This is a genomic window from Ruegeria sp. TASC047 (assembly GCF_059612445.1).
In genome coordinates this window covers 160,329-176,953 of sequence record NZ_JBXWQP010000040.1, presented here as the reverse complement: position 1 = coordinate 176,953, position 16,625 = coordinate 160,329, and the positions used below count along the sequence as shown (strand labels likewise).

16 protein-coding genes are annotated in these 16,625 nt (G+C 59.1%); 6 read left to right on the top strand and 10 right to left on the bottom strand.

Annotated features, from left to right (window positions below; all coding sequences use genetic code 11):
• Window positions 1-9: 9 nt before the first annotated feature.
• The 9 genes from AC2FLO_RS16170 to coxB all read right to left on the bottom strand — a co-directional run bounded on the left by AC2FLO_RS16170 (window position 10) and on the right by coxB (window position 7,593).
• A complete protein-coding gene (locus AC2FLO_RS16170) occupies window positions 10-594 on the bottom strand; it encodes a GNAT family N-acetyltransferase (protein ID WP_480586169.1) in 585 nt (194 codons plus the stop codon).
• On the bottom strand, window positions 594-1,856 hold the full coding sequence (locus tag AC2FLO_RS16165) for a M16 family metallopeptidase (RefSeq protein WP_496753035.1): 1,263 nt from the start codon (window positions 1,854-1,856) through the stop codon (window positions 594-596). The genes AC2FLO_RS16170 and AC2FLO_RS16165 overlap by 1 nt, the downstream gene beginning before the upstream one ends.
• Window positions 1,853-3,241 carry a threonine synthase gene (gene thrC / locus AC2FLO_RS16160; protein ID WP_496753036.1) on the bottom strand — a complete coding sequence of 463 codons (1,389 nt, stop codon included), beginning with the start codon at window positions 3,239-3,241 and terminating at the stop codon, window positions 1,853-1,855. The genes AC2FLO_RS16165 and thrC overlap by 4 nt, the downstream gene beginning before the upstream one ends.
• Complete coding sequence (locus AC2FLO_RS16155; RefSeq protein ID WP_496753037.1) at window positions 3,238-3,915, bottom strand: SURF1 family protein; 678 nt, start codon at window positions 3,913-3,915, stop codon at window positions 3,238-3,240. The genes thrC and AC2FLO_RS16155 overlap by 4 nt, the downstream gene beginning before the upstream one ends.
• 156 nt (window positions 3,916-4,071) lie before the next feature.
• The gene (locus AC2FLO_RS16150; protein ID WP_209505605.1) at window positions 4,072-4,887 is read right to left on the bottom strand and encodes a cytochrome c oxidase subunit 3; all 816 of its coding nucleotides are present in this window, start codon (window positions 4,885-4,887) and stop codon (window positions 4,072-4,074) included.
• Between the two features lie 22 nt (window positions 4,888-4,909).
• On the bottom strand, window positions 4,910-5,485 hold the full coding sequence (locus AC2FLO_RS16145) for a cytochrome c oxidase assembly protein (protein WP_267363056.1): 576 nt from the start codon (window positions 5,483-5,485) through the stop codon (window positions 4,910-4,912).
• Window positions 5,485-5,646 (bottom strand): cytochrome c oxidase system small membrane protein, encoded by a 162-nt coding sequence (locus AC2FLO_RS16140; protein ID WP_267363054.1) that lies wholly within the window; start codon window positions 5,644-5,646, stop codon window positions 5,485-5,487. Before AC2FLO_RS16140 ends, AC2FLO_RS16145 begins: the two co-directional genes overlap by 1 nt.
• Window positions 5,643-6,593, bottom strand: coding sequence for a heme o synthase (cyoE, locus tag AC2FLO_RS16135; RefSeq protein ID WP_496753038.1), 951 nt, complete (start codon window positions 6,591-6,593; stop codon window positions 5,643-5,645). The genes AC2FLO_RS16140 and cyoE overlap by 4 nt, the downstream gene beginning before the upstream one ends.
• An 88-nt stretch (window positions 6,594-6,681) precedes the next feature.
• The gene (coxB, locus tag AC2FLO_RS16130) at window positions 6,682-7,593 is read right to left on the bottom strand and encodes a cytochrome c oxidase subunit II (protein ID WP_267363050.1); all 912 of its coding nucleotides are present in this window, start codon (window positions 7,591-7,593) and stop codon (window positions 6,682-6,684) included.
• A gap of 176 nt (window positions 7,594-7,769) precedes the next feature.
• Here coxB and tldD point away from each other — a divergent pair, with 176 nt between their 5' ends.
• The 6 genes from tldD to AC2FLO_RS16100 all read left to right on the top strand — a co-directional run bounded on the left by tldD (window position 7,770) and on the right by AC2FLO_RS16100 (window position 15,460).
• Window positions 7,770-9,191: a metalloprotease TldD gene (gene tldD, locus AC2FLO_RS16125; RefSeq protein ID WP_496753039.1), complete on the top strand. Its 1,422-nt coding sequence runs from the start codon at window positions 7,770-7,772 to the stop codon at window positions 9,189-9,191.
• A 239-nt stretch (window positions 9,192-9,430) separates the two neighbouring features.
• Complete coding sequence (gene dprA / locus AC2FLO_RS16120; protein ID WP_496753040.1) at window positions 9,431-10,558, top strand: DNA-processing protein DprA; 1,128 nt, start codon at window positions 9,431-9,433, stop codon at window positions 10,556-10,558.
• 180 nt (window positions 10,559-10,738) lie between these two features.
• Entirely contained in the window at window positions 10,739-13,366 is a 2,628-nt protein-coding gene (gene topA / locus AC2FLO_RS16115) for a type I DNA topoisomerase (RefSeq protein ID WP_496753041.1), read from the top strand.
• Window positions 13,367-13,489: 123 nt separating this feature from the next.
• Complete coding sequence (locus AC2FLO_RS16110; protein ID WP_267363042.1) at window positions 13,490-14,017, top strand: superoxide dismutase family protein; 528 nt, start codon at window positions 13,490-13,492, stop codon at window positions 14,015-14,017.
• A gap of 112 nt (window positions 14,018-14,129) precedes the next feature.
• Window positions 14,130-14,834 (top strand): CoA transferase subunit A, encoded by a 705-nt coding sequence (locus AC2FLO_RS16105; RefSeq protein ID WP_267363040.1) that lies wholly within the window; start codon window positions 14,130-14,132, stop codon window positions 14,832-14,834.
• Window positions 14,834-15,460 carry a CoA transferase subunit B gene (locus AC2FLO_RS16100; protein WP_267363038.1) on the top strand — a complete coding sequence of 209 codons (627 nt, stop codon included), beginning with the start codon at window positions 14,834-14,836 and terminating at the stop codon, window positions 15,458-15,460. Before AC2FLO_RS16105 ends, AC2FLO_RS16100 begins: the two co-directional genes overlap by 1 nt.
• Before the next feature lie 38 nt (window positions 15,461-15,498).
• On the opposite strand, the gene AC2FLO_RS16095 is transcribed toward AC2FLO_RS16100, so the two are convergent.
• Entirely contained in the window at window positions 15,499-16,365 is an 867-nt protein-coding gene (locus AC2FLO_RS16095; protein WP_480488501.1) for a lytic transglycosylase domain-containing protein, read from the bottom strand.
• Window positions 16,366-16,625: the final 260 nt, after the last annotated feature.

The window sequence follows — 16,625 nt, the reverse complement described above, 5'->3', positions numbered from 1 at the left end:
CAGAGCCCCCTAGCCCGCGTCCGTCTTGCCACGCCGGTCGGACCGCAGGCTGGCATAGAGAACATGCGTCCGCCATCGCCCGTTGATCTGTAGATAAGACTGCGCCACGCCTTCATATTTGAAGCCCGAGCTTTCCAGCAAACCGCGCGACGCCCGGTTTTCCGGCAGGCACGCGGCTTCGATCCGGCTCAGGTCCAGACGGGTAAAGGCGTGATGCAACATCGCGCCGATCGCTTCGCGCATGTATCCCTGACGGGCAAAGGATTCACCGGTCCAGTAACCCAGAGTTCCGGCCTGCGCAGGACCGCGCCGGATATTGTCCAGCGTGATCGCCCCGACCAACACATTGTCTTCACGGCGAAACAGGAACAGCGGGATTGCTGTGCCACTCGCGACCGAGCGCTGCGCCCAGTAGACCCGATTGGTAAAGGATTTGCGGCTCAGGTGATCCTTGGCCCAGATCGGCTCCCACGGGGTCAGGTAATTTTTTGAGGCGCGCCGCAACGCCGCCCAATCGTTGAAATCGGAATGTACAGGCGGACGCAAGCTGAGCCGCGCGGTCTCGAGTTTCAACTTGCGTCTGCCCAACAGCATCACGCTGCACGCCTCTCCTGCAAGTCCGCCAATGTCGGTGCGTCTGCGACCGGTCCGTAAAGCGCCAGCGCCGCCGGGGCCTGAACGGCCATGGTTTCAGCAAAGGCGCGCACGTCGTCGGTGCTGACCGCATCGATCTTGGCAACCGTATCTTCCAGCGAGGGCACCCGCCCCCAGATATGCACCAGCCGCGCCAGACGCTCGGCCCGATTCGACGGGCTTTCCAGCCCCATCAGCATCCCGGCCTTCATCTGGGCGCGGGCACGGGCGACCTCTTCGGGGTTCATGTCCTCGGCGGCGCGCTTCATCTCATCGATGGTGATCGTCGCCAGTTCGGCCACCTGATTGGCCGAGGTCCCGGCATAGATCGTGGTTGTTCCAGTATCGGCATAGGCACCGGTCTGCGCAAAGATCGTGTAACAAAGCCCACGTGTTTCGCGCACCTCCTGAAACAGGCGCGAGGACATGCCACCGCCCAATGCGGTCGAATAGATCTGCGCCGTATAGATCGCGTCGTCGCGATAGCCTGGGCTTTCAAGCGCCAGGGCGAAATGTGCCTGTTCCAGCTCTTTTACCTGCCGGGCTTCGCCGCCTGTAAAGCGTGCGATCTCGGGGATCAGACCCTTACGGGATTGCAGATGGCCAAACATCTCTTCGGCCAGTTTCATCAGCATGTCGTGATCCACAGCACCTGCTGCGGACAGGATCATCTGTTCGGGGCCATAATGTTCGGTCACAAAGCCCGACAGGTCTTCACGCGAAAAGGCACTCACCCGCTCGGACGGACCCAGGATCGTCCGGCCCAGAGGCTGGTCGTGATAGCTCTCCTCTTGCAGCCAGTCAAAGATCACATCGTCGGGCGTGTCATGGGCCTGACCGATTTCCTGAAGGATCACGCCCCGCTCGACCTCGATCTCGCGCGGATCGAAAACCGGGTTCAGAACGATGTCGCCGATGACATCCATCGCCAGCGCCACGTCGTCCTTCAGAACGCGTGCGTAATAGGCTGTCACCTCGCGCGAGGTATAGGCGTTGATATAGCCGCCCACATCCTCGATCGCCTCGGCAATCTGCAAGGCCGAACGGCGCTCGGTTCCCTTGAACGCCATATGTTCAAGGAAATGCGCTATGCCGTTCTGCTCGATCCGCTCATGCCGCCCACCGGCGGTTACCCAGATGCCGATGGCCGCAGATTGCAGCCCCGGCATATGTTCACTGACGATACGAAACCCGTTCTTCAGTTGGTCTTGTCTGACAGTCACTCAGCGATGTGCCTTTTTATATGATCCTCAAGGGCACCCAGATCATTGGCGATGCGGGTTACCCGTTCCGGACGTTCATACAGATCAGACATGCGGGAGGGAAGAGGCGGATGTTCGCCGCTCGCCTTCTCGACCGCGGCCGGGAATTTCGCCGAGTGCGCGGTGGCCAGCGTGATCATCGGAACGTCTGCCGCGCGGTGTTCTTCTGCGACCTTGATGCCCACGGCGGTGTGCGGGCAGACCAGTTCGGCGCTGTGCGCCAGCGTGGATTTGATCGTGGCCAGCGTTTCCTCTTCGGACACACGGCCCGAATCGAAATTCTCACGCAGCGCTTCCATCGCGCCCTGGCTGATATTGAAGCCACCCTGTTTCAGCTCATCCATCAATTGTGCGATGGCCCCGCCATCTTCGCCATAGGCATAATAGAGCGCGCGTTCGAAATTCGAGCTGACCTGAATGTCCATCGACGGGCTGATCGAGGGGATAGTCTCGCCCTTGAAATACCCCTCGCCCGAGAGGCAGCGATGCAGAATGTCGTTCTGGTTGGTCGCCACCACAAGGCGGTCAATCGGCAGCCCCATACGCTTGGCCAGATAACCCGCGAAGATGTCACCAAAGTTGCCAGTTGGCACCGTGAAGCTGACCTTGCGGTGCGGCGCACCAAGGCTGACGGCAGCCGAGAAGTAATAGACGATCTGCGCCAAGACGCGGGCAAAGTTGATCGAGTTCACACCCGCCAGTTTCACGCCGTCGCGGAAGTCGAAATCGTTGAACATGTCTTTCAGCGCAGCCTGACAATCGTCGAAATCGCCATCAACGGCCAGAGCATGCACATTGCTGTCCGCAGGCGTCGTCATCTGTCGACGCTGTACTTCGGACACGCGGCCATGCGGGAACAGGATGAACACATCCACCGCGTCCAGCCCGCGGAACGCCTCGATCGCGGCTGAACCGGTATCCCCGCTGGTCGCGCCGACGATGGTCACACGGTCACCACGGCGTTTCAGCGCCACCTGGAACAACTGGCCGATCAGTTGCATGGCAAAGTCCTTGAAGGCCAGCGTGGGGCCGTGGAACAGTTCCAGCAGGAAGTGGTTCTCGTTCAGCTGCTTCAATGGCGCGCGAGCATCGTGGCCGAAACCTTCGTAAGCGCGGGCGATGATCGCCTTGAACTCATCCGCGGCGAATGAGCCGCTGACATAGGGCCACATCACGCGGAATGCGATTTCTTCGTAGGGCAATCCGGCCAGCGCCGCGATCTCGTCCTGCGACATCACCGGGATTTCGGCGGGCAGATACAGGCCACCATCGCGGGCAAGTCCGGTCAACATCGCCTCTTCAAACGTTAGTTCGGGCGCCTGCCCACGGGTCGAGATGTATTTCATGTCGCGTCACTTTCAGAATTGGCACGGTTGCGCCACAGGAAGTATCCGGTCATCGCGGCCCAGACCAGAGCCAGACCAAACCAGGTTATTGCATATTGCAGGTGATCGTTTGGTATGCCTGCCGTGTCCACCGGCAGCGGTGTCACATTCGGATCGGTTTGCGAACGCGCGATCAACATAACCGGCTCTGCTCCCAATTCAGTGGCCAGATTGGGCACGTCCCGGGCAAACCAGATATTTGCATCCATGTCTGGCTCAGGTGTGTAGCTGTCAATCTCATCCGGCCAATGCAGGTTACCGGTGATTTCCATCGGGCCGGTCAGACGTTCGGTCTGCTTCGCAGTTGTCGGGACAAAACCCCGATCAACTAGAATAGTGCGATCTTCGGTGTTGAAAGCCTGAATGATCCGGTACCCCGCCCCCACCTGCTTGACAGAAACCAGAACATGGATTTCCCCCGGCACCATCTCTCCTTTGATTGCTACGGGCAGATATTTGTCTTCGTCTTCGAAAACTTGCTGGGGTAGAGAAACCGCTTCGGCAGAGATACGACTTTCGATATCGGCGAGTTCGCCTTCTTTCTCTGCCAAGCGATCCACCTGCCAAAAACCCAACCACAACAGCACGCCCAAACCGGCGAGGCCGAAGATCAGCAGGAACAGGATACGGCGCATGTCAGGACCAAACTTCTTTGCAGGAACCGGCGTCTTGTTAAGGGGCGCGCGGGCTGAATTGCAACCACGCAATTGTATGGGGCGCAATCTTGCGCCCCACATAGAGAAAAAGCCGCCCCTTGGGGCGGCTTTTGCAACTGATCAGCCTGACCGGCGTTACATCAGCGGAGCCTGGCCCCAGATGTAGACGGCAAAGAACAAGAACAGCCAGACCACGTCGACGAAGTGCCAGTACCAAGCGGCGGCCTCAAAACCGACGTGTTTTTCGGGGGTGAAGTCACCCTTAAGCGCGCGGATCAGGCAGACGGTCAGGAAGATTGTCCCGATGATCACATGTGCGCCGTGGAAACCCGTTGCCATGAAGAAGTTGGAATAGAACTGGTCGCCGCCGAATTCCCAGCCTTCATGCTTGAGCAGTTCGGCGTATTCATAGCCCTGAAGGAAGGTAAAGGCGATGCCCAGCACGATGCCAATGGCCAGACCATTGATCAGCGCCTTGCGGTCGTTGTCATGCACCAGTGCATGGTGCGCCCAAGTGATCGCACAGCCCGACAGCAGCAGGACCAGAGTGTTGATCAGCGGCAGGTGGAACGGGTCAACCGCATGAATGTCCGGCTGGATGTATTCGGTGCCGGCATAGTCGTACATCGGATACATGCGATGTTTGAAGAACGACCAGAACCAGGCGAAGAAGAACATCACCTCGGACATGACGAACAGGATGAAGCCGTAACGCAGACCGATGCGGACAACAGGTGTGTGATCGCCCTGACGGCTTTCCGCAACCACATCCGACCACCAGGCGAACATCGTGTAAAGCACCGCTGCCAGACCGGCCCAGAACATGAAGGGCGTGATGCCTTGCATCCAGAGAACGGCTCCGAACAGCATGACAAAGCCGCCGACGGCGCCGATCAGAGGCCAGATCGACGGGGCCAGAATGTGATAATCGTGGTTTTTAGCGTGTGCCATCAGCGTCCCTCACCTACAGGCGTTAGTTCGTGTTTGTATCTGCCTGCGCATCGAGGGCGGCATAGCCCTCGGGCAGGTCAATTTCGTAGAATGTATACGACAGCGTGATCGTATGAACATACTTGGCTTCAAGATCCTCGACCATTTCCGGGTCGACGAAGAAAGTCACCGGCATCTCAACGCGTTCGCCGGGTTGCAGCACCTGCTCTTCAAAGCAGAAACAGGCAATCTTTTGGAAATACCCACCCGCAGAATAGGGCGCCACGTTGTAAGACGCCTGCCCGGCAATGGGGCGGTCGGTCGGGTTAAAGGCCTCGTAAAACGCGAGACCTGTTTCGCCGATGCGCACATCCATCTCGCGCACGACCGGCTTGAATTCCCATTCCATGTCCTTGGCCTTGGACGCGTCAAAACGGATGGTAACGGTGCGATCCAGAATGGTATCGGGGGCAGTTTCGGCAACACCAGTGGTGCCGCCAAATCCGGTCACCCGGCAGAACCAGTTGTAGAACGGCACCGACGCCCAGGCCAGACTGCCCATCAGGACAACCACGCCAACGGTCTGGAAAACCGTTTTCTGAGGACCGGACAACGCCATCAGTTCTGAACCTCTTGCGTCGCCCTGTTGAAATCAGTGCCCGAGACCTTGACGATGGTCAGGCCAAAGATGATCACGATAAAGGCGGCCAGCGTCAGGCCGACACCCAGATTGCGGCTGAACCGGCGCTGATGCAGCTCGTGGTCCTTGCGAAGGCTCATGACCATCCCCCCAGACCATAGGGTTTCAGCAGGGCTTCGGCCAGAACGGCACCGAAATGCAGGAACAGATACAGCAGCGACAGCTTGAAGAAACCGCGCTCGACCTTGAAGTTATCTGCCTCGGAATCATCCTCGGTCCGGCGCGAGATTTTCCACGCGCCCCGCAGGAACAGGATGTTCAGAACCAGTGCAACAGTCAGATAGATCGGGCCGCCAATACCCGAAAACGCAGTTCCAACGGCCAGCAGAGCCAGCAGAGCTGTATAGACCAGGATATGGATACGTGTCGCGCGGCGACCGTGGGTGACGGTCAGCATCGGCACGCCCGCGTCGTCATAGTCCGAGCGCATGAACAGGGCCAGCGCCCAGAAATGCGGCGGCGTCCACATGAAAGTCAGGGCAAACATCAGCCAGGGCTCGACCGACATCGATCCCGTGGCCGCCACCCAGCCGATCACCGGAGGGAACGCGCCCGCTGCGCCACCGATCACGATGTTCTGCGGCGTCGAACGCTTCAGCCACATCGTGTAGACGACAACGTAGAAGAAGATGGTGAAGGCCAGAAACGCGCCTGCAAACCAGTTGGTCGCAAGGCCCAGCATGATCACCGACAGACCCGACAGAGCCAGACCAACGGCCAGCGCCTCGCCTTCCTCGACCTTGCCCGAAGGGATCGGGCGGGATTTGGTGCGTTTCATGACACGGTCGATATCCGCGTCCCACCACATGTTCAGCGCACCTGATGCTCCGCCGCCGATGGCGATGAACAGGATGGCGCAGAATCCGACGAAGGGATGGACAGGAACAGGGGCCGCCAACAGGCCGACCAATGCCGTGAACACGACCAGCGACATCACGCGCGGCTTCAGCAGGGCGAAGTAATCGCCAAAGCCGGCCTCGTCCGCCTGGGCGGTCGCAGTGCTGGCATTGATGCTTGCGTCGGTCATTTCCGGTCCTTCTGGGGCGAAAACTGCGCGGATCGCCCGCGCAGCCTGCATCTTGTGTCAGGCGGGGTTCCACCCGCCCCTATCGTACTCAGTTCGAGGCGACCTGATAGCTTTGCGGCAGGCCCGCGTATTCTTCGATCGCGCCCTGCAGCCATTCGTCATAGACTTCCTGGCTTACGACCTTGACGGTAATCGGCATATAGGCGTGGTCCTTGCCACACAGTTCCGAACACTGACCAAAATAGATGCCTTCCTTGTCGGCCTGGAACCACAGCTCGGCCAGACGTCCGGGCACACCGTCCTGCTTTACGCCAAAGGCCGGGATGGTCCACGAGTGAATCACGTCGGATGCAGTCACCTGCATCACGATGACCTTGCCGACCGGAACGACAACAGCGGTGTCGGTGGCCAGCAGCCATTCATCATCGCTGTAGCCTGCATCGATCAGCTTGGCGCGCATTGCGTCATCCAGAACAAACGGCGTTACATCCGCATCTGCGGGGCGTGCGCCCTCGTCCAGGGTCGCCGGGTGGCCCAGCAGATAGCTGTCGAATGCGAAATCGTGATCAACATACTCGTAGGTCCAGTACCACTGGTTGCCGACGACTTTGATGGTGATGTCACCTTCCGGGATTTCCTGCTGTTTGAAAAGAACCGGCAACGAGAACGCGCCAATAAACACCAGAATCAAGATCGGTCCCAGGGTCCAGGCGATTTCAACCGGAGTATAGTGTGAGAAACGCGCCGGAGTTGGGTTTACGCGCTGGTTGTAGCGCACAATGCAATAGATCAACAAAGCTGCAACCAACAGACAGACTGCGGTGATGATCACGAGAATCATGCTGTCCAGATCCCGGATACCCTGGGCAAGGCTGGTGGCCGCGGGCTGGAAGCCCATGCCGCCGTCTACCGGCTTGCCAATAATCTCAAGCTCCTGAGCCATGGCGGGTAGGCTGGAGAGGGCTGTCATAAACCCTGAAAGCATCAAAGCATTCTTCATGTTCTGTCCTGATCGTTTGATCTTTGCGTCCCTGACGGAAAGGTGTGAATCGGTCGCACCTCTCCCGTTGTCTTTGGCCGCGTTAAAAACCATATTCCAGCAGGTAGATAAAGCAAAATGCTTGCGTCAAACAGACGCTATTTTTGATCTGGATCAAACCCGAAAGGTCGCAACCCATGCCTGAAGCCCCGTTTCGCCCCTTTGAGCGCGCCCTGCCGCAAGATGAAGCACTGGCCATATTGCGCTCGGCAACAAACGGGGCCGAGGATGGAGAGCTGTTTGTCGAGCGCCGGAAATCCGAATCTCTGGTGTTTGACGACGGGCGTCTTCGCACCGCGTCTTATGACGCATCCGAGGGATTTGGCCTGCGCGCCGTTCAGGGCGAAGTGGCCGGGTACGCGCATTCGACTGATGTATCGATTGCCGCGCTGAAACGTGCTGCTGAAACCGCGCGACTGGCGGTTGGCGATGGAGGCGGAACGCTCGCCGAAGCGCCCCGGCCCACGAATACGCGCCTGTACACGGACGAAGACCCAATCGAATCCGCCGCCTTCCCGGTGAAAATCGAAACCCTGCGGGAGATTGACGCCTTTGCCCGCGATCTGGATCCGCGGGTGGTTCAGGTCAGCGCAATGATCGCAGCCGCCGTTCAGGAGGTGGAAATTCTGCGACCCGATGGTGTGATGGTGCGTGACGTGCGCCCGATGACGCGCGTGAATGTCTCGGTCATTGTTGAACAGGACGGGCGGCGCGAAAGCGGATCGGCCGGTGGCGGCGGGCGGGTTGGCCTGAGCGGGCTGATCGACCCTGCCGACTGGCAGGCCAAGGCGCGCGAAGCCCTGCGCATCGCATTGGTCAATCTGGACGCGGTTCCCGCCCCTGCCGGCGTGATGGAGGTTGCACTTGGCCCCGGCTGGCCCGGTATTTTGCTGCACGAAGCCATCGGTCACGGGCTAGAGGGCGATTTCAACCGCAAGGGAAGCTCGGCCTTTGCCGGACTGATGGGACAACAGATTGCATCCAAGGGCGTGACCGTTGTGGATGACGGCACGATTGCTGATCGTCGCGGTTCGATCACCGTGGATGATGAGGGCACGCCCAGCGCGCGCACGGTGCTGATCGAAGACGGCATATTGACCGGCTACATGCAGGATCGGCAAAACGCCCGGCTGATGGGCGTTGCGGCTACGGGCAATGGGCGGCGGCAAAGCTATGCGCACAAACCCATGCCGCGCATGACCAACACGATCATGCTGGGTGGCGAAGCCGACCCGCAGGCTCTGGTGGCTGATATCAAGGACGGCATCTGGGCCGTTGGATTCGGAGGCGGCCAGGTCGACATCACCAATGGCAAGTTCGTTTTCTCGTGTACCGAAGCTTATCGGGTCGAAAATGGCAAGATCGGCGCGCCTGTCAAAGGGGCCACGCTGATCGGTGACGGGCCTTCGGCGTTGAAACGCATTCGCGGCCTTGGCAATGACATGGCTTTGGATCCGGGTATGGGCACCTGCGGCAAGGACGGTCAATGGGTGCCCGTGGGTGTGGGTCAACCGACAGTGCTGATGGACGGGCTGACTGTCGGCGGGTCGGCAGCCTGAGGCGGAAGAGAAGCGCAAAGGCAGGCGCAGGGTTAACCATGCGCCACTTTGATTCGATAGCATTCCAACCGACGCCATTGATTTGAGCGCCGGTTAGAAAATATTCTTTTATTTATTTTCCGACACTTAAACGGTGTATTCTCCGAGAAATACAGATAAATCGCTTCTAATTATCTGCGATTCAGAGGCTGTTAACCCCCTGTCCCGTAAACCAGTTCTGCAATCAGGCGGAGCAACGGATGACCGAAGAGCAGCTTTCTTCCAATAACCCCCCACTCCCACCCACCACGGAAGAGGACCGGTTTTCGTGGCTTCGCCTGTTGCGCTCGCGCAAGGTCGGCCCGGCGACGTTTCGTCGGCTGCTGCGTGAACATGGCTCGGCGCAGAACGCGCTGGCCGCGCTGCCTGAAATGGCACGCGCCGCCGGAATAGAAGGGTATGAAACCTGTCCCCCCGGCGTGATCGAGGCGGAACTCAGGGCCGCAGAAGCCGCCAAAGCGCGGCTTTTGTGCCTTGGGTCCGCAGATTTCCCCAACGCGTTGAACGACCTATCCGATGCCCCGCCCTTGCTTTGGGCCATCGGGGATGTGTCGCTGTTGCAGAAACCGACGATTGCGATGGTGGGCGCGCGCAACTGTTCCTCGCTGGGCGCACGGATGGCGCGTGGTCTGGCGCGCGCCTTGGGTGAAAAGGGACATGTGATAGTCTCGGGTCTGGCGCGCGGCATTGATACGTCGGCGCATATGGCGTCGCTGGACACCGGCACTGTTGCCGTCATGGCGGGCGGTGTCGATGTCATTTACCCGGCCGAGAACACGGAACTGGCGCATAATATCGCGACCAAAGGCCTGCGGCTGTCGGAACAGCCAATGGGCGTGACACCTCAGGCAAGGCATTTTCCACGCCGCAACCGGATCATCTCGGGCCTGGCCCAAGCGGTTGTGGTGGTCGAGGCCGCAGCAAAATCCGGCAGCCTGATCACAGCGCGTGACGCCCTGGATCAGGGGCGCGAGGTTCTGGCCGTGCCCGGCCATCCGTTCGACGCCCGCGCTGCCGGGTGCAACCTTTTGATTCGGGACGGTGCGACGCTGGTCCGTTCGGCAGACGACGTTGTCGAAGCCCTGCCGCAGCAAGGCGATCTGATCTTTGCAAAACCCGAGCTGCCGCCCGCCATGCAGCCACGGCCTGCCGTACTGGACTTGCAGGCGCAAATCCTTGAGCGGTTGGGACCTTCCCCTATCGCCGAAGACCAGTTGCTGCGCGATATTGCGGCCTCGGCCGGGGATCTGGGGCCAGCGCTGCTCGACCTTGAACTGGACGGACGAATCCAGCGACAGCCGGGCGGGCTGTTGTCTCTGGCAGGCTGATTTGGACGGAAAACAAGATTGCCCAATCGAACGCTCTGCCTGCGATCAGGTGCGGGTATCCCGCTGAAATCACGTCGCTTTTCCGCCTGCCAAAGGAACGCATTGACAATCCCCGCTTGCCCCACACATTTTGCACCACCATAGAAGGCGCCAAATTCGTCGAGCGAGGTTTCCCCTTAAATGCCCGTAGTTGTTGTAGAATCTCCGGCCAAAGCAAAAACAATCAATAAATATCTCGGCCCTGACTACACCGTTCTGGCCTCTTACGGCCATGTGCGGGACTTGCCGCCAAAGGACGGATCGGTGGATCCGGACCATGGATTTTCCATGACATGGGAAGTGGGCAATGACAGCCGCAAACATGTAAAGGCCATCGCCGACGCGCTGAAAGAAGACAACGCGCTGATCCTCGCCACCGACCCTGATCGTGAGGGTGAGGCCATCAGCTGGCATTTGCAGGAAGCGCTGACCAAGCGCCGCTCGATCAAGAAAGACACACCAGTTAGCCGGGTGACCTTCAACGCCATCACCAAAGAAGCGGTGACCGAGGCGATGAAGAACCCGCGCGACGTCGATATGCCCCTGGTCGAAGCGTATCTGGCACGCCGCGCCTTGGACTACCTTGTTGGCTTCAACCTGTCACCGGTTCTGTGGCGCAAACTGCCCGGCGCAAAATCCGCAGGTCGGGTGCAGTCGGTCTGTCTGCGCCTGATCGTCGAGCGTGAGATGGAGATCGAAGCGTTCAAGCCGGTCGAGTACTGGTCGGTTCGGGCCCTGTTCGAGACACCGCGTGGTCAGACCTATGAGGCGCGGCTGGTCACGTTGGCGGGCAAGAAACTGGACAAGCACGATCTGGCCAACGCAACACAAGCCGAACTGGCGGTTCAGGCCGTCACCAGCCGCGCGCTGCGTGTGACTTCGGTCGAAGCCAAGCCCGCCGCGCGCAATCCAAGCGCGCCGTTCATGACTTCGACCCTGCAACAGGAGGCGAGCCGCAAATTCGGCATGGGCGCGCGCCATGCGATGCAGGTTGCGCAGCGCCTCTATGAGGCCGGATACATTACCTATATGCGAACCGACGGGATCGACATGGCACCCGAGGCCGTGACGGCAACGCGCGACACCATCGCGGACCGGTACGGTGCAGAATATGTGCCGGACAGCCCGCGTATGTACAAGAACAAGGCCAAGAACGCGCAGGAAGCACACGAATGTATCCGCCCCACGGATTTGACGCGCGATGCCAAGGCGCTGAAGGTCACGGATGAAGATCAGCGCAAGCTTTATGATCTGATCTGGAAACGGACCATTGCCTGCCAGATGGCAGCAGCACGATTGGAGCGCACAACGGTCGAGATTGGCAGTGACGACGGTCAGGTCGGCCTGCGTGCCACCGGTCAGGTAGTATTGTTCGACGGGTTCATGCGCGTCTATGAGGAAGGCCGCGATGATGTCGCTGATGATGACGAAAAGCGCCTGCCACAGATCATGCAGGGCGACCCCGCGCGCTTTTCCAAAACTACGTTGCGTGATCAGTTTGCCAAGGCCACCAGCGAATCGGACAAAGCCGCAATCATGGCCGATAACGAAGCCGTTCTGGCGTTGCAGCATCACACGCAACCGCCCCCGCGCTATACCGAGGCCACTTTGGTCAAGCGGATGGAGGAGTTGGGGATCGGACGTCCTTCGACCTATGCCTCGATCGTGACCACGATTCAGGACCGTGAATATGTGCGCAAAGACAAGAACCGGCTGATCCCCGAGGAAAAGGGCCGGATCGTCACCATCTTTCTGCTGAACTTCTTCCGTCAATACGTTGGATACGAATTCACCGCGAATCTGGAAGAGCAACTGGATGACGTCAGCGCCGGTGATCGTGACTACAAGGATCTGCTGGGCAAGTTCTGGCGCGATTTCTCGGCAGCGATTGGCGAAACATCCGAACTGCGCATCTCGGAAGTGCTGGACAAGCTGGACGAGGCTTTGGCGCCACAGCTTTACCCCCCGCGTGAGGACGGGTCCGACCCGCGCATCTGCCCGAAATGCGGGTTGGGGCAATTGCACCTGAAAACCTCGCGTACTGGCGGCTTCGTGGGCTGCGGCAACTATCCGGAGTGCAACTATACACGGCCCATCGCCGGTGAAGGCGCGGAAGGGGACGAACAATTGCTTGGCGAAGACGCCGGGGATGAGATCTGGCTGAAGTCCGGCCGCTTTGGGCCGTATGTCCAGCGAGGCGAACCCACGCCCGAGAACAAGAAGCCGCCGCGCGCCTCGCTTCCACGCGGCTGGAGCAAGGATGACATGGATCTGGACAAGGCGCTGACGCTTCTGTCCCTGCCGCGTCAGATCGGTGAGCACCCCGAAGGCGGCATGATCACCTCGAACTTCGGGCGTTTTGGCCCCTATCTGATGCATCAGCTGGCCGATGAAGCCAAGCCGGTCTATGCCAATCTCAAAGACCCTAATGATGTGTTCGAAATCGGTATGAACCGCGCCGTTGAGCTTTTGGCCGAGAAACGAGCCAATCCCGGCGGACGCGGGCGCGCGGCGGCAAAACCCTTGAAAGACCTGGGCGAGCATCCAGACGGCGGCGCGATGCAGGTTCTGGACGGACGGTACGGGCCATATGTAAAATGGGAAAAGGTCAACGCGACCATCCCGAAAGACATCAAGCCCGAAGACGTGACGCAGGAAATGGCCATCGAACTGGTCAATGAGCGCGCATCCAAGAAGGGCACCAAGAAAAAGGCTGCGCCCAAAAAGAAGGCTGCCGCCAAGAAGACAGCAAAGAAAGCGGCTGAATAAACCGGACTTTTGACCGGGACATGTCACCAAACGCGCGGGCCGGTTTCTGAATAAAGGAACCGGCCCGCGTGTTTACAGTCTGACGCGATACAGGATTGCGTTGTTCAGTAAAGGAGTTGAGACATGTTCAGAACCGCCATTCTTGTTGCGGCGATAAGCGTTGCGGCTGCCACGCAGGGCCAGGCCGCGCATCACGTCAAATCCGCCACAGCCGAAATCATCAACGCGCAAGGCGACGTCATTGGTCAGGCGAAGGCGACGCAAGGGCCCAATGGTGTTCTGCTGCACGTGCGCGTCACAGACCTGCCGCCGGGAAAACACGGGTTGCACCTGCACAGCCATGGTGTCTGCGAGGCCGGTGAAGGGTTCAAGACGGCCCAAGGCCATGTTGGCAAAGTTGAAGGCGCACATGGGCTGCTGAACTCAGAAGGCCCCGAGCCCGGCGATCTGCCCAATCTATATGTGGGACAGGATGGTGTGGGCGAGATGGAGGCCTTTACAAACCTGGTTTCGCTTGAGGGTGACGGGAATGCATTGCTGGATGCGGACGGGTCAACTTTCATCATCCACGAAGCTGGCGACGATCACATTAGCCAGCCCATTGGCGGTGCTGGCGGGCGCATCGCCTGTGGGATCCTGATCGCCGACTGACACTATTGTCAGCTGAACTACCGTAGAAATACCTGAACCTTCTGGTTTTATTGACTTCCCCATGACGTGGCGGCACAACCTGCCCATCACCATGTCATTGGGGGAGTTTTCCATGAAGAAAGTCTATGCCAATGCCGCCGAGGCACTCGATGGGGTGCTGACGGATGGCATGCTGATTGCCGCAGGCGGGTTTGGCCTGTGCGGCATTCCCGAACTGTTGCTTGCTGCCATCAGGGATTCGGGCGTCAAGGACCTGAGCTTTGCGTCGAACAATGCCGGTGTGGACGATTTCGGCATCGGCATCCTGTTGCAGACCAGGCAGGTCAGAAAGATGATCAGCTCGTATGTCGGCGAAAACGCCGAGTTCATGCGCCAGTACCTGAGCGGTGAGCTGGAACTGGAATTCAACCCGCAAGGAACACTGGCCGAACGGATGCGCGCCGGTGGTGCCGGTATTCCCGGGTTCTACACCAAGACGGGCGTCGGCACCGTGATTGCCGAAGGCAAGGAGCACAAGGATTTCAACGGCGAGACCTATATCCTTGAGGAAGGCATTTTTGCCGATCTGGCCATCGTCAAGGCTTGGAAAGCTGACGACACCGGCAATCTGGTGTTCCGCAAGACCGCCCGCAACTTTAATGTGCCCGCTGCAACCTGCGGCAAGATCTGCGTGGCCGAAGTGGAAGAGATTGTTCCGCGCGGCTCACTGGACCCGGACAAGATCCACCTGCCCGGTATCTATGTGCATCGCATCATTCAGGGCGATCATGAAAAGCGCATCGAACAGCGCACCACCCGCAAGAAGGAGGACGCATAATGCCCTGGGACCGCAATCAGATGGCCGCACGCGCGGCAGAGGAACTGGAAGACGGCATGTATGTGAACCTCGGCATCGGTATTCCGACGCTGGTGGCGAACTATGTCGGCGACAAGGACATCACACTGCAATCGGAAAACGGTATGCTGGGCATGGGCCCTTTCCCGTATGAAGGTGAAGAAGACCCGGACCTGATCAACGCCGGTAAACAGACGATCACCGAACTGTCCCGCACTGCCTATTTCGACAGCGCCACGTCCTTTGCGATGATCCGGGGCGGCAAGATCGCTGCTGCGATTCTGGGTGCCATGGAAGTGGATGAGAAAGGTGACCTGGCAAACTGGATGATCCCCGGCAAGCTGGTGAAAGGCATGGGCGGCGCCATGGACCTGGTTGCAGGCGTTGGTCGCGTGATCGTGGTTATGGACCACACCAACAAGCACGGTGAAAGCAAGGTCCTGAAGGAATGCACTCTGCCACTGACCGGCAAGGGCGTCGTGGATCGCATCATCACCAATCTGGGCGTTCTGGACGTGGTCGAGGGCGGATTGAGAATCGTCGAACTAGCAGATGGTGTCAGTGAAGACGAAATGCGCGCTGCGACCGAAGCGACAATCGTCGGCTGAACAAAAGAAAAGGCCCGCCGGATCGAGGCGGGCCTTTTTCAATTTGAGGTCTGGAACACGCACCCATCTGAAATCAGATCCGGCGGTGTCGCGCACAAAGCCCGCGCGATCTGGAAAGCGGCCAGAACCTTGGGGACATAATCCCGGGTTTCGGCATAAGGCGGCACGCCGCTGTGTTTACGTACAGCCCCCTCACCCGCGTTGTAACCGGCCAGAACCAGAATCGGGTCGTTGCCGAACTCTTCCATCAGCCAGTTGAGGTATTTCACGCCCCCGGCGATGTTCTGCGAGGGTTGCAGACTGTCCTTAACACCGAAGCGGGCAGCTGTGGCGGGCATCAACTGCATAAGCCCCTGCGCGCCGGCCGAACTGACGGCATCTGCGCGACCGGCCGATTCAACCGAAATGACGGCCAGCACCAGCGCTGGCGACACATTGGTTCCCACGGTTGACCGCAAAATCTCGATCCCGCGTTCTTTTGCTATGTTTTGCAGCGATTGCAGCCGGGGCGATCTTACATTCGTCGCCGCCAGCGCGTTAATCGCAGCATCAAGCCGCCCGGCCCCACCTTCATCGATATGCGGTGAAATGCGGTCCCAGAATGCCTTGTACGACCCTTTCGGGTCAGGCGCGGCACCGATTCCCGGCACTGTGGGCTGAACCACTTTGGTTCTTGCTATGATCTCTGGAACCACCAGCTCCACCCCTGTGCTGGGGGCTGAGGGCTTGGCCGCGTGTTCCTCGGGTGTGATCTGAATCGTCACACGTGGACGCTCACCCGGCTTGGGGGCCTTGATCCGCTTGTAAACTCCGCGCGGCTCAACCTCGGTCGCAGACCCGGGTGCGACACCAGATAGTAGAAACGCCAGTACACCGGCGCATTGAAGTGCGTTCCGGAGAGTCATGTGCCTGCCTCATGTATTCTTTTTACGCGATTTGAACCGCGAATCTTCGCCCAAGGCCAGAAAAACAAAGCGAATTGGGGCAATTTCGCCTCATTTGGCGTAAATTTGCACCGCTGCGGAGCTCTTGGTGTGGATTGAAGAAATTTTTTTCCGTTTTTTTACAATGATTTACGCATTTGGTGACTAAAAAGTTAAGCCGCACGAAAAAAAATCTGTGTTTGGCCCAATTCCTGCCACGCACAACAGGCAAACATTAATCC

Coding starts and splice junctions, on each gene's coding strand:
- topA (WP_496753041.1), top strand. CDS start 10,739: ATGCCCGTAGTTGTTGTAGAATCTCCGGCCAAAGCAAAAACAATCAAT.
- AC2FLO_RS16170 (WP_480586169.1), bottom strand. CDS start 594: ATGCTGTTGGGCAGACGCAAGTTGAAACTCGAGACCGCGCGGCTCAGC.
- AC2FLO_RS16140 (WP_267363054.1), bottom strand. CDS start 5,646: ATGAGCCTTCGCAAGGACCACGAGCTGCATCAGCGCCGGTTCAGCCGC.
- dprA (WP_496753040.1), top strand. CDS start 9,431: ATGACCGAAGAGCAGCTTTCTTCCAATAACCCCCCACTCCCACCCACC.
- AC2FLO_RS16105 (WP_267363040.1), top strand. CDS start 14,130: ATGAAGAAAGTCTATGCCAATGCCGCCGAGGCACTCGATGGGGTGCTG.
- AC2FLO_RS16100 (WP_267363038.1), top strand. CDS start 14,834: ATGCCCTGGGACCGCAATCAGATGGCCGCACGCGCGGCAGAGGAACTG.
- AC2FLO_RS16150 (WP_209505605.1), bottom strand. CDS start 4,887: ATGGCACACGCTAAAAACCACGATTATCACATTCTGGCCCCGTCGATC.
- AC2FLO_RS16145 (WP_267363056.1), bottom strand. CDS start 5,485: ATGGCGTTGTCCGGTCCTCAGAAAACGGTTTTCCAGACCGTTGGCGTG.
- thrC (WP_496753036.1), bottom strand. CDS start 3,241: ATGAAATACATCTCGACCCGTGGGCAGGCGCCCGAACTAACGTTTGAA.
- coxB (WP_267363050.1), bottom strand. CDS start 7,593: ATGAAGAATGCTTTGATGCTTTCAGGGTTTATGACAGCCCTCTCCAGC.
- AC2FLO_RS16110 (WP_267363042.1), top strand. CDS start 13,490: ATGTTCAGAACCGCCATTCTTGTTGCGGCGATAAGCGTTGCGGCTGCC.
- cyoE (WP_496753038.1), bottom strand. CDS start 6,593: ATGACCGACGCAAGCATCAATGCCAGCACTGCGACCGCCCAGGCGGAC.
- AC2FLO_RS16155 (WP_496753037.1), bottom strand. CDS start 3,915: ATGCGCCGTATCCTGTTCCTGCTGATCTTCGGCCTCGCCGGTTTGGGC.
- tldD (WP_496753039.1), top strand. CDS start 7,770: ATGCCTGAAGCCCCGTTTCGCCCCTTTGAGCGCGCCCTGCCGCAAGAT.
- AC2FLO_RS16095 (WP_480488501.1), bottom strand. CDS start 16,365: ATGACTCTCCGGAACGCACTTCAATGCGCCGGTGTACTGGCGTTTCTA.